Source organism: Suttonella sp., from assembly GCF_056855035.1.
In genome coordinates this window covers 18,277-41,676 of record NZ_JBXGGR010000038.1, presented here as the reverse complement: position 1 = coordinate 41,676, position 23,400 = coordinate 18,277, and the positions used below count along the sequence as shown (strand labels likewise).

Here is a 23,400-nt window from a genome sequence, read left to right as displayed (position 1 = left end):
AAACATCGGCAACAACGGATAAGCAGGACGACCGCCGTGGTCGCGCAAATCAGCCACTTTTTTACTAGCAAGAGTGTGTTCAATAGCTTGCCAATCGAGCAGTTGGGTGATTTTAAGCAAGGGGAAACGGTCAGCGTATTGATTGAGTAGGGTTTGGGCGGAGTGGTAGAAGAAGCTGCTCATGGAAAAATCCTCTCAATTCTGGGTTGGGGAGAATTTAGAGGATTTTTTGGGGTTTTGCAAAGGTTTCAGTCTGGATGCAAGCGTTAAAACCCAGGCAGAAGAAGTCTTAGCCCAAATTGATCAATGGCTTGAAAAATGCGGTTCGGATAAAAGCCATCTGCTGGAAGCCACTATTTTTTTAACGGATATGGCAGATTATGATGAAATGAATACTGCTTGGGATGCCTGGGTGGATTCAAACAACGCACCTGCGCGTGCCTGCGTGCAAGCCCTCATTGCCAAACCCGAGTGGAAGGTATAGTCGAAGAACTGAAAAAGTGACACAAAATATCAAGCTGCGAGCGTTATAGAGAGTACAGCAAAATGAATTAAAACTGTAACTCTTTTTGAAATCTTTGACTATAGAGATAAAAGTATCTGCCCTGCAGAAATAAGAAGCAAGCTCTCGTCGGAGAAGTGAAAAAATAGTACAGGGAGGCGAGCCGCAGACAGCACAAGAGCGTACGGCAAGGCGAGCCAAGTCCATCATACTGTTTCGATTCTTCGACTCTCTCTAGCTCAAAAACTTAATTACTGCTGCGCTTAAGCATATCTCATATCAGAGAAAGCTTAAGCGCAGCATTTTTCATGTTTGCACAAACCATCCTCAGAGAAGCCGAAAAAACATACAAAACAAGACCATGCTCAGTAGTTTTATAGTCGATTCATGACAAAGACGAACATTATATTTTTAACCTTCGCTTAGGCATTTATGCCGGACTGACACTTCATAACAAATTGTATTGGTATAAATATCTAAGCTAATAATTTATAAAGAAGTAGGTCGGATTCTTGAATCCGACAAATTTATATTTTAAGTAATGTCGGATACAAGTATCCGACCTACCCGATTGAAAAATGATTAATTTTGCCATGAATTGACTATAACTCTCCGAAATGGCCCTTATTCTCCGCGCAAATAGGCTTTATCGGCTTGTACAAAGGCGAGTAGAAGCGCGGCAAGGGCGGGGTAGACTTTGGTTTTTAAGCGCAGTTGGCGGCAGCGCGCTTCCCACAGCGGCAGCCAATTAAGCAGGGCTTCTTCGAGAAAGCGGGCTTGTTCTGCGGCGGCGTTTGTCGGCGCTTGCCGTTCTGTTTGCAGCGAATGAGCGAAGACCGCCAGAAAGACCGCCAAATGGTCGGCAGGTTCTTTAAAGTCGCTATGGATTTGCAGTTGCTGTTCTTGCAGAAATGCGCGCATGCGCTTTTCCGCATCGCCGTAGAGTTTTTTATCGGCTTCCACGTACCAAGAAGCATAAGGCGTGGCGCAGTAGTCGGCGGCGAGTAGGAAGGCGGCGGCAAAATCCGCCGCGATTTCCAAGCGGCTGTCCGGTAAACTGAGGGCTTCATTAAGCGCTTGCTGCATGTATCGGCTTTCTTGCTCCAGTCCGCAGGCTGCGAAATGTTCCCAGAGTTGGGCGGCATCGGAGCTTTGGTAGCGGTCTAAGTCCGCTTCGCTGCGTTCGACGGCTAGCCAGTCGGCAAACCATTGGTAGATGAGGGCGCGTTGTGCGGCAATGAGGGAAAAGCTGTCTTCAAATGTTGTGTGCGGTTTATTGTCGTTCATGTGAGTGAATTGGATTTTGACAGAAAAAAGCGGGCAGATGCCCGCTGTTATGTTGCGATTAATGCGGCTCTACAACCTCGCCTTGTAAATTCACATACGTCGGTCCGCCGAATGCGCTTACCGCCGGCGCTTCGCCTGTGTATTTTTCAATTTCCACGAGGCAGGTGTTGGCGCTCGGTCCTTGCGAGAGTTCGGAGGCGGCGATGTCGATGGTCAGGGTATTGGGGTCGCCGTAGGTGTCTAAGGCGCCGATTTCCGCACCCGTCGGCCCGTACCAAGCGCCTTCTTGAATCCGCACGACATTGGCGGGGAAGTCGTCCGAGACGACTGCGCCGGCAAGCAATTGTCCGCGGTCGTTGAAGACGCGTACCAAATCGCCGTTTTGAATGCCGCGTTTTGCGGCGTCTTCAGGCGAGATGTAGATGGGTTCGCGTCCTTGCACGGTATAGACGGCGCGGCGTGTTTCCGATTCGCAGGTTTGTGAGTGCAGGCGGGTGTCGGGGTGCGCGGATTGCAGCCACAGCGGGTATTTGTCGGATTGACGTCCGCCCATCGAGCGTTCGGTTTTTTCCATCCAAATGGGGTGTCCTTTGCAGTCGCTCATGCCGAATGAGGCGAGTTTGCGGCTGTAGATTTCGATAAATCCCGAGGGTGTGCCCAAGGCATTGACTTCAGGGTCTTCGCGGAAGTCGGCATGGCGCACCCAAGGTTTGCCTTCGGGAAAGAGGACGTAGCCTTTTTGCCAGAATTCCTCAAAGGGCGGGATGTGGAAGTCTTTGCGTCCGTTGTCGGCGCGGCATTCTTCGTAAAGATGCTCGACCCATTGCATTTCGTTCATGGCGCGGCTGTATTCTTCATCGCGCCCCATGCGTTTGCAGAATTCGCGCCAGATGTCGAAGTCGGAGCGCGAGTGGTAGAGCGGATCGACCAGTTTTTGCATGGCGATGATGCCGCGGTTGCTATAAGAGCCGTAGGCGTCGATGTCGTTGCGCTCGTAGGGCGTACAGGCAGGCAGAACCAAATCCGCAAAGCGGCAGGTTGCCGTCCAGTTGTAGTCCACCGCGACGACGGTTTCCAATTCCAAATAGGCTTTTTTCATGCGGTTGCGGTCTTGATGGCGATGCCATTGGTTACAACCGGAAAAGATTGCCATTTTATATGGCGGCAGTTTGACGGCATGTCCATTGAAACGGATTTCTTTGCCCGGTTCAAGCAGGGCATCAATCACGCGCGCCACAGGAATGGTGGCGCTGTAACCTTGGTAATTGCTATTGTCGTGGCGCGGTTTGCGTCCGGTATCCAAGCCGAGCGGGAATGCTCCCGGCATAGATGCGCCGCTTGAGGATACACCCACCGAGCTGTAATGGTGCGAGTAGCTGATGCCGCCGCCCGGCAGACCGATTTGTCCCAGCATGGCGGCAATAATCGCTGCCATCCAATAGGGTTGCTCGCCGTGTTCTTGGCGTTGAATCGCCCAGCCGACCATGATTTGCGTGCGGTTTTCCGCCATCAGACGCGCTAATGCGCGGATTTCTTCCGCCGGCACGCCGCAAATCGCTTCCGCCCATTCGGGGGTTTTCTCTACCATATCTTCGCTTTCGCCTTTGAGATAGGGCAGGAATTCTTCAAAGCCTAAGGTGTAGATTTTTAGGAATTCTTTATCGTATAGCTCTTCTTTCCACAAGGTATGGGCGATGGCGAGCATCATCGCCACGTCCGTCATCGGATTGACGTAAATCTGTTCGCAATTCAGATAGTTCTGCGTTTTGCTTTTCACAGGGTCGATGCTGATGACGCGGATGGATTTATCGGCAACTTTCTGCTTGAGCTGTTCCAAATAAGCGTAGGCTTCATGGGTTTCCGTATTCCAGCCCACTTGCAGATTTTTCACTAAATCGTTCGCCCATAAAATAATGACTTTCGATTCCTGCAAAATATATTCCCAAGATGTGCCTTGCGAATACACTTCTGTTGAACCCAAGACATAGGGCAGAATGACTTGCCCTGCACCGGTGGAATAGTCGCCTGCCGTACCAACGCTGCGACCGTGCATCGCTACCGCACGCAACATATGGTTGCCGCAGCTGTGTACCTGCCCGACCGAACGCCAGCCCACGTTTGCGGTATGTAAAGCCCAAGGTCCGTAGTCCTTTTGCACGCGCTCCAGCTCCGCATAGAGCAAATCCAAAGCCTCGTCCCAAGAAATGCGGATAAAGCGGTTATCGCCGCGTTCTTCGCGTTTGCTGTCTTTGCGGTGCTTGTACCAATCCAAACGCGCCATTGGATAGCGCACACGCGAAGCGCTGTAAATCACATCCAAAGTGCCGTCTAAAATCGGGGTCGGGTGTTTGTCAAATTCAAAGGGACGGATTTCTACCACGCGGTCGGCTTCCACCTTGGCGCGGAAAGCCCCCCAATGCGCGCCGGAAATCTTCCAGCCCTGCATATCTTTGGCATCCGGCTGCAAATCTATTTCCGCCGCCTGCACAATCTTCGGTGCCAACAACCAACTCGAAGGAAGCACGGCAGAAGCGCCCAAAGCAGCGAATCCGCGTAAAAATTGGCGTCTTTTTAACTCAGTCATAAATCCTCCTAATGCGCCGTTTTATCGCCCTGAACGAAGTCAGACGAATGCATTTGCAAATATTTCAATACCAATTTCGAGGTATCCGCGTCCATATTGGTAAACCCGACCATACCGGCAAACAAGCCCGGCCATTGGTTGGCATCATGTCCGGCTTCCGCTGGCGGACGGTGGCAGACGCTGCAACTTTGCGTATAGCTCGCTCTGGCGACATCCCAAATCTGCTCGGGACTTCTCACCAAATGCCCTTTCTCTATCCACGCCTGCACCGTGACTTGCTGCCATTCCAAACCGGTCAGCTCATCTTGTTTGCTCTCATTGATGCGGATATTGCCGTCGGCGGTGGCGAAATCCTTATCCAAAATCGCCGCGGTAATATTCAAGCCGAAATTGCTGTACAACACGCGTCCGAAACCTTTGTTTTTACGCCACAAATCCAGCTCGATTTGCACCGCATCGCCTTTGGATTGCAAAACCTTCACCGGCGTGGCAATTTCCAAAGCGCCGATATTCTTGCCTAAAGCCTCGTCGGCAAACAAATCCTGCGGCGAGACGCTGTAATATTCCTGCTGATTTTCAAGCGTCAAACCGTGCGCGGCAGACACCAAAGTATCAAACAAAGGATTATGTGCCCCTTTCATATCGGGCAATTGATGCGCGATACCCTTATGGCAATCGATACAGCTGGTATTGTTTTCCGCCGCGCGGCGCATCACCATCTGCGAAGTTACCCGCATTTTTGAGAAATCCATACTGTCGTAATCATGGCAATTGCGGCACTCTTTCGAATCATTGGCTTTTAAACGCGTCCATTCGCGCTGCGCCAAAGTCAGGCGGTGATCCAAAAACTTCTCTCTGGTATCAATCGTGCCGATGACTTGCCCTAACACCTCACGCGAAGCCTGCATTTTGCGCGCAATTTTATCCGTAAAATTATGCGGCACATGGCAATCGGGACAACGCGCGCGCACCCCTGTACGGTTCTGCCAATGCACCGTTTTTTGCAATTCTGGCAAAAGATTGTCCTTCATCGTATGGCAGGAAAGACAGAACTCTTCCTCATTCGTTTTTTCCATGCCGTAATTAAAGCCACCCCAAAATAAGGCTCCCGCAAGGAAGCCGCCCGTTACCAACACACCCAAGCCAATCTTGCTTGCGGGTTTGGTAAATAGCGAGTAAATCCCGCCGACAATGCCTCGAAAACCTGTCTTCATCTCTTTATTCTCTTTTTATGTACTGAACTGGATTGAAATTTATCAAATGCTTACTTCGGCGGGCCCCACCATAAGATTTGCCCGAACCACACCACAAAGCCATAAGCGCAAATTGCCAACAGCGCCACAATCGGCAAAGCGACAAAAGCCAGCAGCAGAAATTTCTTCCACTCGCTTTTTGCACTGGACGCATCGGCAACGCTATTTTCAGCAGCTGAATCAGCCATCGCATACTCCTTAGAAAAAAAATCGGCATCATGCCGAAAACCATAAAGTAAAATATTTATCGTATTTCAATTATCATGGCTAAAAAAAGCCTTGTCAAACATCAGACAAAAAATTTTTTGCGCGCAAAATCCTTGTCTTGAAATCTTTAATCAATAACAATGATTTATCAATCATTATGAAAATAGTCCCATTTTTCATAAAATATTCACCGCAATCGGTGCTGAAAAGTAGTATAGTCAGTCCTCGGAGCACATTTTTTACATCATGGAGCATACAATGAGCGAAACCAGCAATCCGGAAGAAGTGATTAACTGCTGCTGCGTGGAAATCGGCAGCATCATTGACGGCAGCGAATGTCTAGTAGAAATCGATCAGCATTTTGCCGAACAGGCGCAGGCGCAAGCTGCGCTCGATTTTCTCACCCAAAAAGCCAGAGCCGCCGAAAGCGAGCCCTGCCAAATCAGCAGCGAGATTCAAGCCACAGAGGAAGGCTACCGATTGAAAGCCGGTTTCGCCTTTGCCTGCCAAGCGGAAGCCATGATTTTCCAATTAGCCACGCGCTAAGGCGCCGTCCAAGCAAAAATCCCACATGCCGTGGGATTTTTTTACGTCTGAATCATCTGAAAAATAAATCATTAAAGCGTTTTTTGCGGATTTTTCCATTCAGTTCATATCAAAAAAACCGCTAATTTGATAAAATACGCCGCAGTTTTTATCCCTATCCCAAACACTCGGCATAATAATAAAGGATTAGATAATCATGAGCGATATTGCAATTACTATCAGCGTGTTATCTCTTGTTGCCAGCCTAGGGCTGTGGCTGGGCAATTTGAAAATACGCGGCGTCGGCTTAGGCATCGGCGGCGTATTATTCGGCGGCATCATCGTGGCGCACTTTATGAAACAGCAGCAATTGGTGCTGGACGCGCACACCCTGCATTTCATTCAGGAATTCGGCTTGATTTTGTTTGTTTACACCATCGGCATTCAAGTCGGTCCAGGCTTTTTCGCCAGCTTGCGTGCCTCCGGTCTGCGCTTAAACGCCTTTGCCATCCTGATAGTGGCATTAGGCGGACTCTGCACCATCGCCCTGCATAAGATTTTTTCCGTACCGCTGCCGATTATTTTAGGCATCTTTTCCGGCGCGGTAACCAACACCCCCTCCTTAGGCGCAGGGCAGCAAATCTTGGCGGAACTCGGCGGCAGCAATACCACCGAACTGATGGGCATGGGCTATGCCATCGCCTATCCTTTCGGCATCATCGGCATCCTGCTGGCAATGGGCATTATCCGCTACGCCTTCAAAGTCAATATCGCCCAAGAAGCGAAAGCCTTTGAACGCAGCCAGCACCATAAAGAAGGTTTGAGCGGAATCAATATCCGCGTCAGCAACCCCAATATTCACAACATCGCCCTGCGCGATATGCCCGATTTCGCCCTGCATGAAGTCGTGTATTCACGACTCAAACGCGGCGAGGAAATCATCACGCCCAACCCCAATACCCTTATTTACAATCAAGACGTGCTGCATTTGGTGGGCGAGCAAAAAGCCCTGCAAAAAATGCGCCTGATTCTAGGCGAAGAAGTCAGCGGCGCCGACCCCATCACGGCAGGCGATTCGCCGCTGAAAAACATCCGCGCAGTCGTTACCAACGAACAAGTATTCGGCAAAAAAATCGGACATCTGCAAATTCAGGGACATTATGACGTCGTCATCTCGCGCATCAACCGCGCCGGCGTGGAGCTGATTCCCACAGGCGAAATAAGCCTGCAATTCGGCGACGTGCTGCATCTGGTAGGGCGCCAAGACAACCTCAACACCGTCTTGGCACTCATCGGCAATGCCCAGCAGAAATTGCAGCAAGTACAAATGCTGCCCGTCTTTATCGGCATCGGCTTGGGCGTATTGCTCGGCTCGATACCGCTGCACATACCGGGCATTCCCGTCGCATTAAAACTGGGACTGGCGGGCGGACCCTTGGTCGTGTCTTTAATCTTGGCGCGCATCGGCAGCATCGGCAAACTCTACTGGTTCATGCCGCCCAGCGCCAACCTCGCCTTGCGGGAAATCGGCATCGTGCTGTTTTTAGCCGTCGTAGGGCTAAAAGCCGGCGGCGATTTCTTTTCCACCCTGCTCAGCAAAGAAGGCATCGCATGGATTTTATACGGCGCATTGATTACCCTGCTGCCGCTGCTCATCGCCGGCATCATCGCGCGACTGTACGCCAAACTCAACTACCTCAGCCTCTGCGGACTGCTTGCCGGCTCGATGACCGATCCCCCCGCGCTTGCCTTTGCCAATGCCATTGACGAAAACAACGGCGCCGCCGCGCTCGCCTATGCTACCGTCTATCCGCTGACCATGTTTTTGCGCATCATGCTGCCGCAGCTTATCGCCGTCCTGCTGTGGACGAGCTAAAAACAGGCGCAAAAAAATCTCCTCAACACATGAGGAGATTTTTTTGCCTATCATCACGAATCGGACAGACATATCCGATATTGTTTAAGGTACGGTTTTATCAGATTTTTTGATAGAAGAAGCTACGCTAAGGAAAAAGCGCGGCTATTGAAAAAATAGCAGCAAACAGGAGGAGCTCCCGTGCAGTTCGTCATAAGACTTTTTGATGCTTAGCGCATACTGCCCTTCCTCACGCGGTCATGATGTGCATCAAGCCTACGGCGGGGAGATTCACCGTGTTTCTGTTTGCCGAAGTAGGCATCATAACTTGTGCTTTGGGGAAGTCAATAGATCGTTTGCAAGCTAGCAGTAAGTCGGATACTTGTATCCGACATTATTTGGCGCAGATTTATCGGATTCAAGAATCCGACCTACCGCTAATCCCCGATGTGTGGAGCAGTTGTTCCGACGTCATCACAGAGTCTGATGATAGCACTTAAGTCTTAATCCCCGATGTGTGGGGCAGTTGTCCCGACGACCACCCTATTTTTCATCCTGTTTTTCAATCTGTTAAAAAGGGCTTTAGCTAAAATTGTTCTGCAAAAAAAGGAGTTTTTCATGCTTTAGCGTTTTCAGTCGTTTAGCGCGTGGTCGGAATGAATAAAACGGTGGCTATTTTAGGAGTTTCTTTGTTTGAATTCAAGCGGCAAAGTGTTTTTATGTGCCTGTTGCCGCCTGTTTGTGCGTGTATAGTCGAAGAATTGAAAAAGTATTACGGCGTTGGCTCACTTTGCTGTACGCTCTTGTACTGTCTGCAGTACCGCTGTATTGTGCTACTTTTTCACTTCTCCGACTATATGATTAATTATAAATAATATATGGGGTCAGAATGCTCAAAACCATTTTTTAAAATCAAAACCATTTTTTAAAAATAGTTTGATAAGTTCCATCAGCTTTCATATCTGTCAAGGCTTTGTTTATATTTTCTACTAATTGAGAATTTTCTTTATTCAATAAAAACCCATAATATTCCTGTGGGTAATTATAATCAATTGAAAAATACAAAGGAGTGTTTTTATCAGAATATTTCTCAACAAAATAAGGTATTACAAAAGAGTTGCTAATTGCTGCAATTGTTTCATCTTTGATTACATTTTTAATAGCAAGCCAATCACTACCTGTATAGTGGATGTCTAATTTTTCACTTTCTTTGTAGGTGTGTAATATATTATAAAAACCATCCATAGGGCTGTTTTTTATACTAACAGATTTGTCTTTTAAGTCTTTAAGTGATTTAATTTTTCTATCCTTGCTAATAATTGTAATTGGATATGCATCTAAATAAGGAATAGTCATTGCATATTGATTTTTTCTTTCTTCAGTAATGCCGATATTCCCTGATAAAATATCATATTGCTTATTTCTTAAGCTATCAAATAAATGACTTCTTGGTTGATACCTATATTCAAACTTATAACTGTTTCTTTTTGCAATTTCCTGTAAAATATCATATTCAAATCCTTGAATCTTACCATGCTCATCAACATAATTTAACGGTGCATTATCTGTTGCAGATGAAATAAACCCAACTTTAATTATCTCCTGCGTAGATAAGTTTTCTCTTTCTGGGATAGTAGCATTCTTCTCTATGTTTTTATCTTTACAAGAACTAAACACTAAAGCAATTAGAAATATAAAAATAATTTTTTTCATAAAATTTAACCTTGCGTAGAATAATTAGATTGATAATTAATCATAATGGACGAAAAAATTCACCCTTAAATGTAATGGGAATGTCGGGAAGTATTTCAGATAAATTCATAACTTCTGTCATTTTTTGTAGACCATTTTTCATGCCAAAATTTGCTACGCTTAGTATAACAGGTTGGTTCGTTTTTACTGATAATATTGATGGTTCAATTCTAGTGATTATTAGATCTGCATCTAAATTAGATTGTATACCATGTAAATCTAATGTAATTGGCTGTGTAATTTGAATTGACTCGTTAAGTTTTAATTGATTTATCTGTTCCGCATCTAAATTGGATGTAATAGAGGCTGTTGTGAAAGTTTCTGTTTCAAATAACCAGTCTCTAATTCTTTGGTCACGGATAATAATATTTGTATTAACACTTGCTAAATCAATTTCTAATTTAAATTGCCCTTTTTTATTAAAAAAAGCAGAGTATTCAGTAAAATTCCCCATTTCTTCAATGTGATTTCCTTTGCCATCTATTTTTGTGCTGGAAAAAACAATATCTGCATTTTTTAAAGTCCAATTAGCATTATCTGTCGGTACAATATTATGATTTATTTGAGTTTGTTTAGAAGGTTCAACATTGCTTTCTGATTCGGGCGAACAACCTACTAATATTAACATTAGAAAAGTTAAGGCATTTTTGTGCATGAATGGTTCCTAAATTACTATTAAAAAGATATTTCAATTTAAAGGAATAAAGAAGATAAGTTTGTGTCATAAATACAGTTAATATTTTTTAAAAGACAATAGGATATGTGTTATAAAATACCCCATAAAAATTTATGATTTAGTGCAGTGCTATTTGTCATAAACTACATCAATGAACCGCGATAATCGTTACTAATATAGAAATAAAAAACTTTTGTCATTTCTATCAAAGGTAAATAAAATTAACTTGGTTTAATTTATGATGATTATATTTTTATTTTCAGCTTATGCATATAAGCTGAAAATGCTTAAATATAGCATTTTTATTGTAGATTATGCATCCATTTACCTAAATCTAAGTTTTATGCTATGTACAAAGACTATAATAAAAAAGCACTCTCTAATATAAATCTTTATTTTTTTATGAACCCCCTTCCATCATTAATTATAAGGAAAAGATGATTCATGATACTGTATTTTGATTTGCTTATCTTGATTATCAGAGTCTAAATCAAAAGGAGATTTATTTTAGCGCATTTACCAACCGAAATTCAAGATGATTTAGGGTATTAGTTTTTTTGCCTCGCACCATCCTTTTTTTGTAGTAAAAACAATCATTTAAATGGTTTTGTTTTGGTGTTATGGTTGTTTTCAACTCATATTGAGAGAATTTTTAATTAGTCTCTGTGTCGAACAAGAGCTGTCGCATTATGCTGTTTTCCTAATTTTGCTCGGGTATGGCTTCGATTTTCATACCGATGGGGGCGAGGGAGATGCGCAGCATTTTGACGTGCTGCCAGCCGAAGGGTATGCCGATGATGCTGATGAAATAGCCGATTGCCAGTGTCAGATGTCCTAATGCCAGCCACCAGCCTGCCAATATCAGCCAGATGATATTGCCCAAGCAGCCTACGGCTTCCGCCGCAATATGCTGTTCGCGCGCTACGGCTTGATAGCCGAAAGGCCAGAGTGTGAAGCGTGCGATGCGAAAGCAGGCGGGCGCCCAAGGCAGCCCGATGATGGTGATTGCCATCAATACGCCTGCGAATGCCCAGCCGAGCGCCATAATTAAGCCACCCAAAATAACCCATAATAGATTAAGCAAAATGCGCAAATCCGCCATGATTTCTCCTATACAATAATTGTCTGGGCTTATAGTGCGGCGTTTGTCGTGAGATTGCAAGGATAGTTTATGAATCATGATTCAGATAGCGGCTATTTGCCGCAAGCGGCGGGGCATCGTCTGTATTGGCGGCGGTTTCAGGCGGCGCAGCCGCGCGCGCAGCTTTTGCTGGTGCACGGTATCGGCGAGCATAGCGGGCGGTATGAGGATATTATTCCGCATTTTCTGCGCATGGGGCTGAATGTTTTTGCTTATGACCAATACGGGCATGGCAGAAGCGAGGGCAGGCGCGGCGATCTCGACAGTCCTCAACGGCTGGTGGAAGATTTGCGCAGTATGCGGCAAGAGCTGCGCCGCTTAGCACCCGATTTGCCGCTGATTTTGTTCGGACACAGTATGGGCGGTGCGGTGGTGGCGGATTATCTGGTGCAATATCAGGGCGGCGAAGAGGCGCCAGATTATGCCGTCTTATCCTCGCCGGCTTTAAAAACGCATATGACGGTGTTGTCGAAGCTGAGTAGCCGCGCTTTGCAGGCGCTGGCGCCGCATTTGGTGATTACGCATCATTTGTCGATGAAGGTCAGCCATCGCGACGAGATCAATGCTCAATTGAAAAATGATCCTTTGTGCCATAAAAAAATCAGCGGCAGTCTGTCGGGTTTTATTTTGGCTGCCGGCGAGGCGGCAAGAGCGCATGCTCAAAATTGGCAAGTGCCGACTTTGCTACTTTATGCCGGCGCGGATTTCTTGGTCGATGCCAAAGGCAGTGCGGAATTTGCCCGCAAGAGTCCTCCGCTGGTACAGGCGCATTGCTTTGAGGGCTATTATCATGAGATTTTTCATGAGAGCGATACGGCGCCGGTTTACGCCCGTCTTGCCGTATGGCTAGACGATATGGTCGGAAAAGCGGAGAAGTGAAAAAGTATAGTCAATATACAAAAACGCTTAAAACCTATGCTACTGATGTTCTCTCCGCCAACGGCTAGGATTTTGCTGCGCGCCTTTTTGCGCCCATACGCCGATTTTCTGCGCTCGCGCGGATTTTTCCGCCGCCGCATAAGCTGCTGGAGCCTCTTTGCTGCGATAAAGAACCGCCTGCCCCTGCGCCAGCATCGCTAAATTAATCTCTTGCCCCTGCACAACAATAATGCCTAACTGGCGTTCATAAATGTCTTTTCCCTGCGGCAAAAGGCTAAATTCTCTTGCCATCAGCTTTTGCAAGGCTTGCCGCGAACGCTCGCCCCAAGGCTCTTGCCCGCTTTCAGGCGCATCAATACCAAGCAAACGGATAGATAAATAGCGGTTTTCACAATAGGCAGTAATAGTATCGCCATCCAGTACCCGTTCTAAGCGGCAGTGGATACTCTGCGGCGACGCATCAAAGGCTTGATCATAGGATTTTGCGGCAGGAAAGAAGAGATGAATCAGTAATATCCCTGCGCCGCTGATGAGGAAAATCGGCAGATTGCCACCTTGTTTGGCGGCTTGCCGATTTTGCCGCCGCCAAAATAAAAACAACGCCTTAAAAAGGCGTTGCCATAAAGAAACAGGCTTCATTAAGCAGCTGTTTAGTGCTCATCCACACGCTCACGCAGTTCTTTGCCTGCGCGGAAGTAAGGAATGGATTTTGCAGGCACTTTTACTGAATCGCCCGTTTTTGGGTTACGACCAGTACGTGCTTCACGATAATGCAAAGAAAAGCTCCCGAAACCGCGGATTTCTACACGGTCGCCCTTTTCAAGGCTTTGAGACACTTTTTCAATAATCAGCTTGACGGTTTCTTCCACGTCTTGCGCTTTCAGATGCGGACGTTTCAGACTCAAGCGTTCAATCAACTCGGATTTGGTCATTCTATTTCCTTTATTATTGCGGGCAAAGCATCGCCAAGATGCTTTGCCGCGATAAGATTAATTGTCGGAGCCTTCCAATTCTTTGAAGATATCGCCCAAAGAAGTGCCGGCTTGGCTTTCTTTGCGCGTATAGTCTTGAATAACGGCTTTTTCTTCTGCAACGTCTTTCGCACGCACAGAGAGGCTCAAGTTTTTATGTTTGCGATCGACATTCAGCACTTTGGCTTCTACTTCATCGCCAACGCTTAAGAGCTTGCTTAAATCTTCTACACGCTCAATCGAGGCTTCAGATGCTTTGAGAATGCCGTTAATGCCTTCTGCCAATTCGATTACCGCTTGACGCTCATCGACTTCAATAACTTTGCCTTTGACAATCGCACCGCGACCATTGGCTGAAGTAAATTGAGAGAAAGTGTCTTGTTTCAATTGCTTAACGCCTAAAGAAATGCGCTCGCGCTCAGCATCGATGCCGAGAATAATCGCTTCGACTTCCTGACCTTTTTGGTAAGCACGCACGGCTTCTTCGCCGCTTTCGTCCCATGACAAATCAGACAAATGCACCAAACCGTCAATGCCGCCGTCTAAGCCGATAAAGATACCGAAATCGGTAATCGATTTAATCTGACCTTTGACATGCTCGCCTTGGTTATGATGCTTGCCGAATTCTTCCCATGGGTTCGGCTGGCATTGTTTCATGCCTAAAGAGATGCGGCGGCGTTCGCCGTCGATTTCTAAAATCATCACTTCCACTTCCTGACCAACAGAAACGAATTTACGCGGGTTAACGTTTTTGTTCGTCCAATCCATTTCAGAAACGTGTACCAAGCCTTCTACGCCGTCTTCGATTTCAACGAAAGCACCGTAATCGGCAATATTGGTAATTTTGCCGCTCAAAGTAAAGTTGGCCGGGTAACGCTGTGCAATATCTGCCCAAGGATCATCGCCCAATTGCTTCATACCTAAAGAAACGCGACCGCGCTCACGGTCAAATTTCAGGACTTTAACTTCCACTTCTTGACCGATTTCTACCACTTCGGAAGGATATTTCACACGTTTCCATGCCATATCCGTGATATGCAGCAAGCCGTCAACGCCGCCCAAATCCAAGAATGCACCGTAGTCAGTGAGGTTTTTAACCACTGCTTTGACCACATCGCCTTCTTGCAGATTTTTCAAGACTTCTTCGCGCTCTTCTTTGTACTCTTTTTCCAGTACTGCGCGGCGAGAAATCACGATATTGTTGCGTTTTTGATCCAGTTTGATGATCTTGAACTCAATTTCCTTGCCTTCGATGATGCCGGGGTCTTTGACCGGACGTACATCGACTAATGACCCCGGCAGGAAGGCTTTAACGCTTTCCACATCAACGGTAAAGCCGCCTTTCACGCGGCTGGATACCACGCCAGTAATGGTTTCTTCATCGCGGAATTTCTGCTCAAGGATTTCCCAAGTACGGATACGTTGCGCTTTTTCGTGAGAAATTTGGGTTTCGCCGTGGCCATTTTCCAATGCCTCTAAAGCGACTTCGACTTCATCACCGATATTGATGGTGATTTCCCCTTTGTCGTTTGTGAATTGCGCGACGGGAATGAAACCTTCCGATTTCAAACCGGCATTCAGTACCACGAATTCTTTACCGATTTCGATGACTTCCGCCTTAATAATCGCACCGGGCTTGAGCTCGGTTGTTTCAATACTTTTTTCAAAAAGTTCTGCAAATGATTCTGCCATGTAATCTGGACCTGTGTATCAATGTTAAATTAAAAAAAACGCGCCTGAAACAGGGCATTGACCTGTTCAAACACCGCATCTACTGATAAATCAGTAGTATCAATCAGCACCGCATCAGCAGCTGGCACATACGGCGCCACCTCACGATTGCGATCGCGCGCATCGCGCTCGGCAATCTCATTTTTGAGGGCGGCTAGAGTAACACTTTCTCCTTTCGCTATCAACTGCTTATAACGACGATTTGCACGCGCTTCCGCGCTCGCCTCCAAAACAATCTTCAAAGCCGCCTGTGGAAAGACGACCGTACCCATATCGCGACCGTCCGCCACCAAATCTTTATCGGCGGCAAATTGGCGCTGAAAACCCAGCAAAGCGGCGCGAATCGCCGGTTTTGCCGCCAATTGCGAAGCCAATTGCCCCGTGCTTTCCAAACGCAATTCACTCCCCACAGCTTGCCCGTCTAAAAAAGCTGCCACGCCGTCAGCCTGCACTTCAAAATGCACCTTCATCTGCGCCAGCAAAGCCGCTTGCTCCGCTTCGCCTGCCGCGCTCAAACCCGCCGCTTGCACAAACAAAGCGCTTAGACGATACAAAGCGCCGCTATCCAAATACGCCAAATCATGAGTTTGCGCCAAACGCTGGCAAATCGTGCCTTTGCCGACTCCGCTCGGACCGTCAATCGTTACAATCTTACGCATCGCTTACCTCAATCTGCATACCGATACCCTGCGCCAAATCGCAGAAATTCGGAAAAGAAGTCGCCACATTATCGCAATCCTGAATTTCTATCGCCGCCGCGCTGCGCAAAGCCGCCACAGCAAAGCTCATGGCAATGCGGTGATCGCCCAAACTGTCAATCACGCCGCCTGAAAACGCCGTGCCCCCTTTGCCGCGAATGCGCATACTGTCTTGTCCTGCTTGACAATCCACACCCAAAATTTTCAGCCCTGTCTCCATCGCCGTCAAACGATCGCTCTCTTTCACGCGCAATTCCGCCAAATCGCCGGCAAAGGTTTCACCCTCCGCACAAGCGGCAGCGACAAATAAAATCGGAAACTCATCAATCGCAATCGGCACGAGATGCTTAGGAATCTCAATGCCTTGCAAAGCAGAAGTACAGACCCGCAAATCCGCCACCGGCTCGCCGCCTGCCTCGCGTGCATTTTCAATCAAAATCTTACCGCCCATCATTTGCAGAATCTCTACAACCGCTGAACGCGTCGGATTCATGCCCACATTTTCAATTAAGACCTCGCCGCGCTCGGCAATCAAAGCAGCAACAATAAAAAACGCCGCCGAAGACACATCGCCCGGTACCACCACCTCGCAGCCGCGCAAAGTCTGCCCGCCGCGAATACTCAAGGTTGCGCCCGATTGGGCAATCTGCACACCAAAACCGCCCAACATCCGCTCGCTATGATCGCGGCTGATACCGATTTCCGTAATCCGCGTTTCGCCCTCCGCATACAAACCGGCGAGCAACAGACAAGATTTCAATTGCGCACTTGCCACAGGCAAAGTGTAATCAATACCCTGCAAAGGACGACCTTGAATCCGCAAAGGCGCCGTACCGCTCTCCGTCGTTTCAATCGACGCCCCCATCAAAGCCAAAGGCTCGGTCACGCGGCGCATCGGACGCTTCATCAAAGAGCTGTCGCCGACCAAAACGCTGTCAAAAGCCTGTCCCGCCAAAACGCCCGCCATTAAACGCATACTCGTGCCGCTATTGCCCACATCCAAGACCTGAGCCGGCGCTTTCAAACCATGCAAACCCTGTCCGTCAATACTCACGCGCCCCTGACCATGATGCACAATCGGTACGCCCATCGCTTGAAAAGCGCGCATCGTTGCCAAACAATCCTCGCCCTCCAAAAAACCGCTGACCTCCGTACGCCCCTCCGCCAAAGCGCCGAGCATAATCGCGCGATGCGAAATCGATTTATCCCCCGGCACACGCAAAGCACCCTCAAGCGCCGCCACCGGCGAACTTTTCCATGTTAAAGCCATTTCTTCCTACCTCTATTGCTGAAAAAAGTGCAGCATAACGCATCACGAAAAAAATTGCGCCGCCGATGCCGCATTTATCGCGGCTGTTCAGGCAATCTGAATGCAGCATCGGCTTAAGCCGTTTTAGCAGGGATTTCTTCTTAATACGGTTTACACCGTAGAAATTCCGCTTGTTGATTTAGGCTTTTTGCAGTTTCGTCCAATTATAGTAGCCGTAGGCGGAGTTCAGCAGATAGGCGATGTACATTAAATACATAGCCGGATTTTCCGCCCAGAGAATGATGGATAAAATATTGAGCGTAATCCATAAAATCCATTGTTCGCGGTAGCGCAGTATCATCAGCAGCTGGGCGGCGACGGTAATCATGGTAGTCATGCCGTCCAGTCCTGTGGAGCTGCCGCCCGCCGCACGCAGCGCCAGCACGAATAAGAAGGTGCTGACGGCAAGAGCAGCAATCAGGATAAGCCAGCCTTTGACATCAAGTTTTTTGGCGATAACCGCTTCGCCCGTGCCGTCTTTCTGCATATTGGCTTTCCAGACAAAATAGCCGATAAATTGCGAGGGGATATAAACATAAAGCACAGTGTTCATTTCGCCCAAATAGTTGGCTTTCCACGCCACATAGAAATAGGTGTAGGCAAAGATAAGCCCAAAGAAGTAATTGCTGATTTTTCCTTTACTCACAAATACGACGCACAATATGCCGGCAATGCCTGAAATCATGGCAAGCCATGAGTCGGGCTGCAGGATAAAGGCGACAATTTGCGCGATGAGAAAGGCGGCTAACCAAAACAGTTCAAAGGGTTTCCAGCCGTCGCAGAGTTCTTTTTTGATGTATTGCAGAATAGTCGAAGGGTTCATATGTGCTCCTGTGGGAAATAGAAGCGGCATCTTATGCTGTCGGCAACTGCGAATGCAAGCGCTGCAAAATTTGCGGATTGCCGCCAAGCTAACCTATGCCGTTTGGTTTAATCATTCTGCTTTTTTCAACAAGAAAGACAGTCTGATAATTGATGGTATGGCGATTCAAACCCGCCGGCAAAGCTGTTTTTAAAACTTGAGCATCGGCATAAAAGTGTCAACTCATTTTTTGAGCGAACGTGTGCTTAATTTACTGTCGCATCTCATTTTTCTATTCTAAGGGAGCGATTCTGCCAGCCTAGAGCCATATAAAATATATTGACAATGATTATCATTATATCTACAATCTTAAATCAATGATATTAAATATTATTGAGCTGGCATTTTCTGTTGTCAGCAGAAATATAGCTTTTTGGTAAAGGGTATTTATGTGCTATAATGAGCCTAATAAGCTTTTTATTTTCGAATATTCGCCTGCTAAAAAAATTGTGGGCGAACCTGATGCAAGTGTAAAACCCTATGAGGTAGTCGCTCAGGAATTAAACTATATGCCCCAATATCAAATTGTAATGCCTGAAAAAACTGCAATGTTATATTTTTGTGACAAAGAAGGGTTTTATTGTAAGTTTGCCCATTATTTAAATACCAGCATTAAAGAGTGATGTTATGCCTATTTTTCTAAATACTATTCAGAACCCAAATAGCTCCTTACCCATATTTTTACTCGATTTTTCAGGCGAGATTAGTCAAGATGCATTTGATGATTGGCTGATTGCTATGAGTGGTTTGTTAGCCAATGAGCAGAGTTTTGCCTTGATTTACCATAGTCAGACAGGACTTGTACTACCTGATAACTACCGTCGAGCTGAAGCGGTTTGGTACAAGACGCACAAAGAATCGTTCTTTAAATATTGCAAAGGATTAGTCAGAATTGTCGATAATGAGACTCAAAGACGAGCCTTAGATAGTCCTGCTTTTCATAAAGCATGGCGAGTGCCTTATGCGGTGGTATTATCACTGACTGAAGCCAAAGCATGGATAAACACTAAGATAGGGGCGGTCTGATGATTGTCTCACAACAAAAAAATCGCCATCTTTTGATGATGGTGGCACTGTTGTATATTGCCCATGCCTTGCCTTTGTATTTTTTTAATGTGGCATTGCCTGCCATTTTAAGACATCAAGGCGTTGATATTAGGGTGATTGGTATGCTTTCACTCTTATATTTGCCGTGGGCGTTTAAATTTCTGTGGGCAAGCTATGTGGACAATTATTATTGTGCCAAAATCGGCAAACGCAAGACTTGGCTATTTTTTACTCAAATTATTGTGGTGGTCGGGCTATTTGGGCTTGGCTTTTTACAGTTTTCTGAGATTGTATTATTTCTTAGCATAAGTTTTTTGGTGTCTTTAGCAAGTGCCACTCAAGACATCGCCATTGATGGCTATACAGTGGAACAATTTGATAAGTCATCCTTTGGACTGGCAAGTGCCATGCAAAGTTTTGGGGTGGCGTTTGGTAGTATGGTAGGCGGTGCTGGCACGCTGTGGCTATATCAGAGATTTGGTTGGCAAATGGCGACAATAAGTTTGGCAACGACTGTTGTGCTTATTTCGTGTTCACTATGGTTCTTAAAAGACCAAAACAATCCCAAACATGCTACCAATCTTTCCAAAGCAAGTCTTATTAGGCTTATCAAACGCCCGCAAACGAAATGGTTGCTGGCTTTGATTGTGGTGTTTCGCTTTGTGGAAGCTCCGATGATGGCAATGCTAAATCCAATGCTTGTGGATTTTGGTTTTTCACTGTCTCAGATTGGGCTTTTGTTTTCGGTATTTGGAGCGATTGTTGGGATTGGTTCGGCACTTTTGGCAGGGATATTAACCAAACATATCGGCACGGTACGTTGTCTTATATTATTCGGATGGCTAAGAACGGCAGTTTATGCTTTGTTGTGTCTAGGATTGCTACATCCTTTATTGGGTGATTTTTTACCTGCGGTAGGTTTATTAAAAACAGGGTTTATGAGTTTGATAGCAATTAGTGTTTTGCTAATTTTAGCTGTTCGCTATTTAACAATGACTGCCTTATATGCTCTGTTTATGCATGTCGCCAATCCCGACCAAGCTGGCACGGACTTTACTTTGTTTGTGTGCGTGGAGTTGCTTGTGTATTTTATCGGCGGGGCGATGAGTGGATTTTTAGTACATCAGTTTGGCTATGACAAGCTATTTTTATGGCTTGCGATTGGCTCTGGGGTGTCAATGCTTGTTTTGCCGGCATTGATAAAAAAACTTTCTATGGCAGACTCTTAAAGAGTGTTATTTTTTCTAAAGGAGCAATTTATGTGCTATTTTCACCATTTCCACTGGCTATCTTTACCTTTGTTGAGTTTGGCAGTAACTCAGCAGTTGCATGCTCAAACCAGTGAGTCATTACCAACGATTGAATTAGAGCCTGTGGTTGTTACCATTGACAAAAGCGGTATGGCACTTGCCAATCGTATCACGCAAATGCCTCATACCACTAAAATTATAGATGAAGAGCAAATTCAAGAGCAAGCAACAGGCTCTCGCCAACTTGCCGACGTGATGACACAGCTCATTCCAAGTTTGGGGGTAAGCAGTGGCACCACCAGTAACTTTGGGCAAACCATGCACGGTCGTCAAGTGCAATTTTTGTTAAATGGTGTGCCTTTGACGGGTTCGCGAGACATCTCTCGACAGCTTAATAGTATCAACCCCGGTCAAGTGGCTAGAATTGAAGTTTTATCAGGAGCAACCAGTATTTATGGGTCTGGGGCAACAGGCGGTTTGATTAATATCGTTACTAAGTCGGATTTGGAAGAGGGTCAATTTGAAACCCGCATCGGTGTACATGGTAGTAAATTATCCAGTGAAGGCATCGGTTATCAGGTAGGTCAGAGTGTGGCAGGTGTCAGCGAAAACGGCAATGTTCTTACACGACTTGATGTCGACTATCGCACCACAGGAGGGGCATTTGATACTAGTGGTAAACGCATCGCTCCTGAGCCTGCCCAAACTGACAAACAAGACAGCAAAAGCCTAAGTGTTAATGCAAATGTTGATTGGCAAATCGATGATAAACAAAACATCAATTTAGCATTGACACATTATTCGGATAAGCAAGATACCAAATATGCTCCCGATTATGGCAATGGTCTTTCTGTACTATTTGGGGCAGCACCATCTTTAAATGCAGTTGAGGGACTGTCTTTATCAGAACAGCCTAAAACCACTAAAAGCACCTTTAATATCAACTATCATCATGATGATTTGTGGGGCAATTCCATCAATGCGAATGCTTATTATCGTAAAGAAGAAGGGCGATTTTATCCCTTTGTTGCTCCATTTTCGGTTGATAAAGCATTGCCTGTTTTACAGAGCATGGGCTTGCCACCCGCCACTTTTGATGCTTATACCAAAGCTCTGCAATCTCGTGCCTATGGCGTGCTACAATCCGAATCCAAGGCAGATGTATTAGGAGCGAGATTGGCTTTACAAAGAAAATTTGACCTTGCTCAAAAACCTGTACTGCTTAGTTATGGCATTGACTACGAACAAGAAAAAAACCGCCAAGGGGCGACAGGCTATGATTTGACTACCTTTATGCAAAGCAACGGCTTGGCATTTAAAGACACTGGCAACCGTTACACTTATGGACCTGACACCACCTTAAAAACCTACGGCATATTTGCCAATGCTAATGTTGCTTTGACAGATGATTTAAAAATATCGGCAGGTGTACGGCATCAAATTATAGACAGTAAAACAGATGGTTTTGTGCCACCCAGTGAGTCGCTATTAGCCGATTTATTAAACCAGAATAAAGTGCCGTATCAAGCAGGAACTGTCAATTCTGGCAAAGTGAAGCATCACAAAACCTTATTTAATCTTGGAGCAAATTATCAATTAACGCCAAATCACAGTATTTTTGCCAATTTTGGGCAAGGATATAGTTTGCCTGATTTACAAAGGGTGCTAAGAGATGTTGGGACGGGTTTTGCGGTTAATTCTGATAATGTTGAGCCAATTTCAGTCAATAGTTATGATGTGGGTTGGGTGGGAACATTTGGCGATAGTCATGCTAAACTGACAGCATTTTATAATACATCAGACAAAGTCACTCAGTTTTTAAAAGATTATAGCGTGGTTGTTGCCGATACTGACGAACGTATCTATGGAGCGGAGTTTGAATTAAATCACAAGATTAATGATAACTGGGCTGTCGGTGGTAGCATTGCCTATACACGGGGGCAATACAAAGATGCAAGCGGTCAATATCGAGAACTTGGGGCGTTTCGTATCAGCCCTACCAAAGCCACCGCTTTTGCTCAATATACTACGCCAAACGAACATAAGTTACGCTTACAACTACTTGCCATTGATGGTACACAAAGAGCTTACAAGGACAGCCTGATTGCCAAAACCAATCAAAATGTCCGCAAAACCCCGGAGGCTAGAATTTCAGGCTATGTCGTGGCGGATTTATTGGGTGAGATCAAACTACCTAAAGGTCAGTTAAACTTTGGGATTTATAACTTGACAAATAAAAAATATAAAAGTGTATTTAGTCAAGCTGCCAAAGCAACTTATGGTGAATTATCCAGCTTACCTGCACAGGGGAGAAGTTACGGGATAAGTTATACCTTAAATTATTAACATCATGCGCTATCATGCCACAAACATTATGATGTTTGTGGCATATTGCAAGCTGAAACCTTTGCAAAATCCCATTTTTTGAACTTTTTAAGAAAAAATTATTAAAATTCAAATAAGTAAAATGTTAAAACGTTAAATTTTATGGGTTTTACAAAGGTCTCAAGCTTGATGAAGTGGCCGGTATGATTAAAGGCACTAAACCAGCAGAATGATTTATAGTCAATTCAGCTCAAATAAAGACACAGTTTTTATATGTTAGTCCGCACAATAGTAAAGCTTGATATTTTTAGGTGTGCAACTCTGCCATGAATTGACTATAGAATCTGACGCCGATCATCAATCAGTTTACACTCAAAAAAAATGCAGATAAGTCATTGCAAATTAGGTAACGCCACACAGAAAAAATGACGGCAATTTTTGTATTAGAAGTACCAGCTCATGCAGCCGCTGGTATAGTCGGTATTCAGCCTAATTCTACTCTGCTGTTCTACCGTAAAATTCGATAGGTGATTGCTTAGCATGTAG

General features: G+C 45.9%; 19 protein-coding genes and 4 pseudogenes. 9 read left to right on the top strand and 14 right to left on the bottom strand.

Translation table 11 applies throughout. The annotated features are described in order from the left end of the window. Positions 1 to 183, bottom strand: a pseudogene (locus ACJHVI_RS03615) (IS5 family transposase); the annotation flags it as partial. Between ACJHVI_RS03615 and ACJHVI_RS03610 the strand changes: the two are divergent. Next, entirely contained in the window at positions 182 to 484 is a 303-nt protein-coding gene (locus ACJHVI_RS03610; RefSeq protein WP_483183259.1) for a RidA family protein, read from the top strand. The pseudogene ACJHVI_RS03615 and the gene ACJHVI_RS03610 overlap by 2 nt on opposite strands. Before the next feature lie 642 nt (positions 485 to 1,126). Here the strand turns inward: ACJHVI_RS03610 and torD are convergent. The 4 genes from torD to ACJHVI_RS03590 are packed head-to-tail and all read right to left on the bottom strand — an operon-like array spanning position 1,127 to position 5,814. Continuing rightward, positions 1,127 to 1,789 (bottom strand): molecular chaperone TorD, encoded by a 663-nt coding sequence (gene torD / locus ACJHVI_RS03605; protein ID WP_483183258.1) that lies wholly within the window; start codon positions 1,787 to 1,789, stop codon positions 1,127 to 1,129. A gap of 58 nt (positions 1,790 to 1,847) precedes the next feature. Continuing rightward, on the bottom strand, positions 1,848 to 4,373 hold the full coding sequence (torA, locus tag ACJHVI_RS03600) for a trimethylamine-N-oxide reductase TorA (RefSeq protein ID WP_483183257.1): 2,526 nt from the start codon (positions 4,371 to 4,373) through the stop codon (positions 1,848 to 1,850). 8 nt (positions 4,374 to 4,381) lie between these two features. Beyond that, positions 4,382 to 5,587: a pentaheme c-type cytochrome TorC gene (gene torC, locus ACJHVI_RS03595; protein ID WP_483183256.1), complete on the bottom strand. Its 1,206-nt coding sequence runs from the start codon at positions 5,585 to 5,587 to the stop codon at positions 4,382 to 4,384. A gap of 50 nt (positions 5,588 to 5,637) precedes the next feature. After that, positions 5,638 to 5,814 (bottom strand): periplasmic nitrate reductase, NapE protein, encoded by a 177-nt coding sequence (locus ACJHVI_RS03590; protein WP_483183254.1) that lies wholly within the window; start codon positions 5,812 to 5,814, stop codon positions 5,638 to 5,640. A 277-nt stretch (positions 5,815 to 6,091) separates the two neighbouring features. Between ACJHVI_RS03590 and ACJHVI_RS03585 the strand changes: the two genes are divergently transcribed. Together ACJHVI_RS03585 and ACJHVI_RS03580 are read left to right on the top strand one after the other, a co-directional pair. Beyond that, complete coding sequence (locus ACJHVI_RS03585) at positions 6,092 to 6,379, top strand: YfcZ/YiiS family protein (protein WP_483183252.1); 288 nt, start codon at positions 6,092 to 6,094, stop codon at positions 6,377 to 6,379. 196 nt (positions 6,380 to 6,575) lie between these two features. Continuing rightward, positions 6,576 to 8,234 (top strand): putative transporter, encoded by a 1,659-nt coding sequence (locus ACJHVI_RS03580; RefSeq protein WP_483183251.1) that lies wholly within the window; start codon positions 6,576 to 6,578, stop codon positions 8,232 to 8,234. 891 nt (positions 8,235 to 9,125) lie between these two features. On the opposite strand, the gene ACJHVI_RS03575 is transcribed toward ACJHVI_RS03580, so the two are convergent. From ACJHVI_RS03575 to ACJHVI_RS03565, 3 genes are all read right to left on the bottom strand, one after another. Further along, entirely contained in the window at positions 9,126 to 9,926 is an 801-nt protein-coding gene (locus ACJHVI_RS03575) for a substrate-binding periplasmic protein (protein ID WP_483183250.1), read from the bottom strand. Positions 9,927 to 9,966: 40 nt separating this feature from the next. After that, the gene (locus ACJHVI_RS03570) at positions 9,967 to 10,620 is read right to left on the bottom strand and encodes a YceI family protein (RefSeq protein ID WP_483183249.1); all 654 of its coding nucleotides are present in this window, start codon (positions 10,618 to 10,620) and stop codon (positions 9,967 to 9,969) included. A gap of 721 nt (positions 10,621 to 11,341) precedes the next feature. Next, positions 11,342 to 11,743, bottom strand: coding sequence for a YccF domain-containing protein (locus tag ACJHVI_RS03565; protein ID WP_483183247.1), 402 nt, complete (start codon positions 11,741 to 11,743; stop codon positions 11,342 to 11,344). Between the two features lie 69 nt (positions 11,744 to 11,812). On the opposite strand from ACJHVI_RS03565, the gene ACJHVI_RS03560 reads away from it, so the two are divergent. Beyond that, positions 11,813 to 12,661, top strand: a complete 849-nt coding sequence (locus ACJHVI_RS03560) for a lysophospholipase (RefSeq protein WP_483183246.1) — start codon at positions 11,813 to 11,815, stop codon at positions 12,659 to 12,661. A gap of 39 nt (positions 12,662 to 12,700) precedes the next feature. On the opposite strand, the gene ACJHVI_RS03555 is transcribed toward ACJHVI_RS03560, so the two are convergent. The 6 genes and pseudogenes from ACJHVI_RS03555 to pnuC all read right to left on the bottom strand — a co-directional run bounded on the left by ACJHVI_RS03555 (position 12,701) and on the right by pnuC (position 18,193). Next, complete coding sequence (locus ACJHVI_RS03555) at positions 12,701 to 13,261, bottom strand: thermonuclease family protein (RefSeq protein WP_483183245.1); 561 nt, start codon at positions 13,259 to 13,261, stop codon at positions 12,701 to 12,703. A gap of 50 nt (positions 13,262 to 13,311) precedes the next feature. Then, positions 13,312 to 13,614 (bottom strand): annotated as a pseudogene (locus ACJHVI_RS03550) (integration host factor subunit beta); the annotation flags it as partial. 36 nt (positions 13,615 to 13,650) lie between these two features. Beyond that, complete coding sequence (gene rpsA, locus ACJHVI_RS03545) at positions 13,651 to 15,324, bottom strand: 30S ribosomal protein S1 (RefSeq protein WP_483183244.1); 1,674 nt, start codon at positions 15,322 to 15,324, stop codon at positions 13,651 to 13,653. Positions 15,325 to 15,353: 29 nt separating this feature from the next. Beyond that, on the bottom strand, positions 15,354 to 16,022 hold the full coding sequence (gene cmk, locus ACJHVI_RS03540; protein ID WP_483183243.1) for a (d)CMP kinase: 669 nt from the start codon (positions 16,020 to 16,022) through the stop codon (positions 15,354 to 15,356). Next, positions 16,015 to 17,331 carry a 3-phosphoshikimate 1-carboxyvinyltransferase gene (gene aroA, locus ACJHVI_RS03535; RefSeq protein ID WP_483183242.1) on the bottom strand — a complete coding sequence of 439 codons (1,317 nt, stop codon included), beginning with the start codon at positions 17,329 to 17,331 and terminating at the stop codon, positions 16,015 to 16,017. The genes cmk and aroA overlap by 8 nt, the downstream gene beginning before the upstream one ends. Positions 17,332 to 17,509: 178 nt before the next feature. Beyond that, a complete protein-coding gene (gene pnuC, locus ACJHVI_RS03530) occupies positions 17,510 to 18,193 on the bottom strand; it encodes a nicotinamide riboside transporter PnuC (protein ID WP_483183241.1) in 684 nt (227 codons plus the stop codon). A 408-nt stretch (positions 18,194 to 18,601) separates the two neighbouring features. Between pnuC and ACJHVI_RS03525 the strand changes: the two are divergent. The 5 genes and pseudogenes from ACJHVI_RS03525 to ACJHVI_RS03505 form a co-directional block, all read left to right on the top strand. Beyond that, positions 18,602 to 18,855 (top strand): annotated as a pseudogene (locus tag ACJHVI_RS03525) (GNAT family N-acetyltransferase); the annotation flags it as partial. Between the two features lie 4 nt (positions 18,856 to 18,859). After that, on the top strand, positions 18,860 to 19,258 hold the full coding sequence (locus ACJHVI_RS03520; protein WP_483183240.1) for a hypothetical protein: 399 nt from the start codon (positions 18,860 to 18,862) through the stop codon (positions 19,256 to 19,258). After that, positions 19,258 to 20,508 (top strand): MFS transporter, encoded by a 1,251-nt coding sequence (locus ACJHVI_RS03515; RefSeq protein WP_483183239.1) that lies wholly within the window; start codon positions 19,258 to 19,260, stop codon positions 20,506 to 20,508. Before ACJHVI_RS03520 ends, ACJHVI_RS03515 begins: the two co-directional genes overlap by 1 nt. Positions 20,509 to 20,538: 30 nt before the next feature. Continuing rightward, complete coding sequence (locus tag ACJHVI_RS03510; protein ID WP_483183237.1) at positions 20,539 to 22,875, top strand: TonB-dependent receptor; 2,337 nt, start codon at positions 20,539 to 20,541, stop codon at positions 22,873 to 22,875. A 360-nt stretch (positions 22,876 to 23,235) separates the two neighbouring features. Further along, positions 23,236 to 23,378, top strand: a pseudogene (locus ACJHVI_RS03505) (IS1595 family transposase); the annotation flags it as partial. Positions 23,379 to 23,400 lie beyond the last annotated feature (22 nt).

What these genes read in the sequence shown, in the direction of transcription:
- ACJHVI_RS03610 (WP_483183259.1), top strand. Translation starts at nt 182, where the DNA reads ATGGAAAAATCCTCTCAATTCTGGGTTGGGGAGAATTTAGAGGATTTT.
- torD (WP_483183258.1), bottom strand. Translation starts at nt 1,789, where the DNA reads ATGAACGACAATAAACCGCACACAACATTTGAAGACAGCTTTTCCCTC.
- torA (WP_483183257.1), bottom strand. Translation starts at nt 4,373, where the DNA reads ATGACTGAGTTAAAAAGACGCCAATTTTTACGCGGATTCGCTGCTTTG.
- torC (WP_483183256.1), bottom strand. Translation starts at nt 5,587, where the DNA reads ATGAAGACAGGTTTTCGAGGCATTGTCGGCGGGATTTACTCGCTATTT.
- ACJHVI_RS03590 (WP_483183254.1), bottom strand. Translation starts at nt 5,814, where the DNA reads ATGGCTGATTCAGCTGCTGAAAATAGCGTTGCCGATGCGTCCAGTGCA.
- ACJHVI_RS03585 (WP_483183252.1), top strand. Translation starts at nt 6,092, where the DNA reads ATGAGCGAAACCAGCAATCCGGAAGAAGTGATTAACTGCTGCTGCGTG.
- ACJHVI_RS03580 (WP_483183251.1), top strand. Translation starts at nt 6,576, where the DNA reads ATGAGCGATATTGCAATTACTATCAGCGTGTTATCTCTTGTTGCCAGC.
- ACJHVI_RS03575 (WP_483183250.1), bottom strand. Translation starts at nt 9,926, where the DNA reads ATGAAAAAAATTATTTTTATATTTCTAATTGCTTTAGTGTTTAGTTCT.
- ACJHVI_RS03570 (WP_483183249.1), bottom strand. Translation starts at nt 10,620, where the DNA reads ATGCACAAAAATGCCTTAACTTTTCTAATGTTAATATTAGTAGGTTGT.
- ACJHVI_RS03565 (WP_483183247.1), bottom strand. Translation starts at nt 11,743, where the DNA reads ATGGCGGATTTGCGCATTTTGCTTAATCTATTATGGGTTATTTTGGGT.
- ACJHVI_RS03560 (WP_483183246.1), top strand. Translation starts at nt 11,813, where the DNA reads ATGAATCATGATTCAGATAGCGGCTATTTGCCGCAAGCGGCGGGGCAT.
- rpsA (WP_483183244.1), bottom strand. Translation starts at nt 15,324, where the DNA reads ATGGCAGAATCATTTGCAGAACTTTTTGAAAAAAGTATTGAAACAACC.
- cmk (WP_483183243.1), bottom strand. Translation starts at nt 16,022, where the DNA reads ATGCGTAAGATTGTAACGATTGACGGTCCGAGCGGAGTCGGCAAAGGC.
- aroA (WP_483183242.1), bottom strand. Translation starts at nt 17,331, where the DNA reads ATGGCTTTAACATGGAAAAGTTCGCCGGTGGCGGCGCTTGAGGGTGCT.
- pnuC (WP_483183241.1), bottom strand. Translation starts at nt 18,193, where the DNA reads ATGAACCCTTCGACTATTCTGCAATACATCAAAAAAGAACTCTGCGAC.
- ACJHVI_RS03520 (WP_483183240.1), top strand. Translation starts at nt 18,860, where the DNA reads ATGCCTATTTTTCTAAATACTATTCAGAACCCAAATAGCTCCTTACCC.
- ACJHVI_RS03515 (WP_483183239.1), top strand. Translation starts at nt 19,258, where the DNA reads ATGATTGTCTCACAACAAAAAAATCGCCATCTTTTGATGATGGTGGCA.
- ACJHVI_RS03510 (WP_483183237.1), top strand. Translation starts at nt 20,539, where the DNA reads ATGTGCTATTTTCACCATTTCCACTGGCTATCTTTACCTTTGTTGAGT.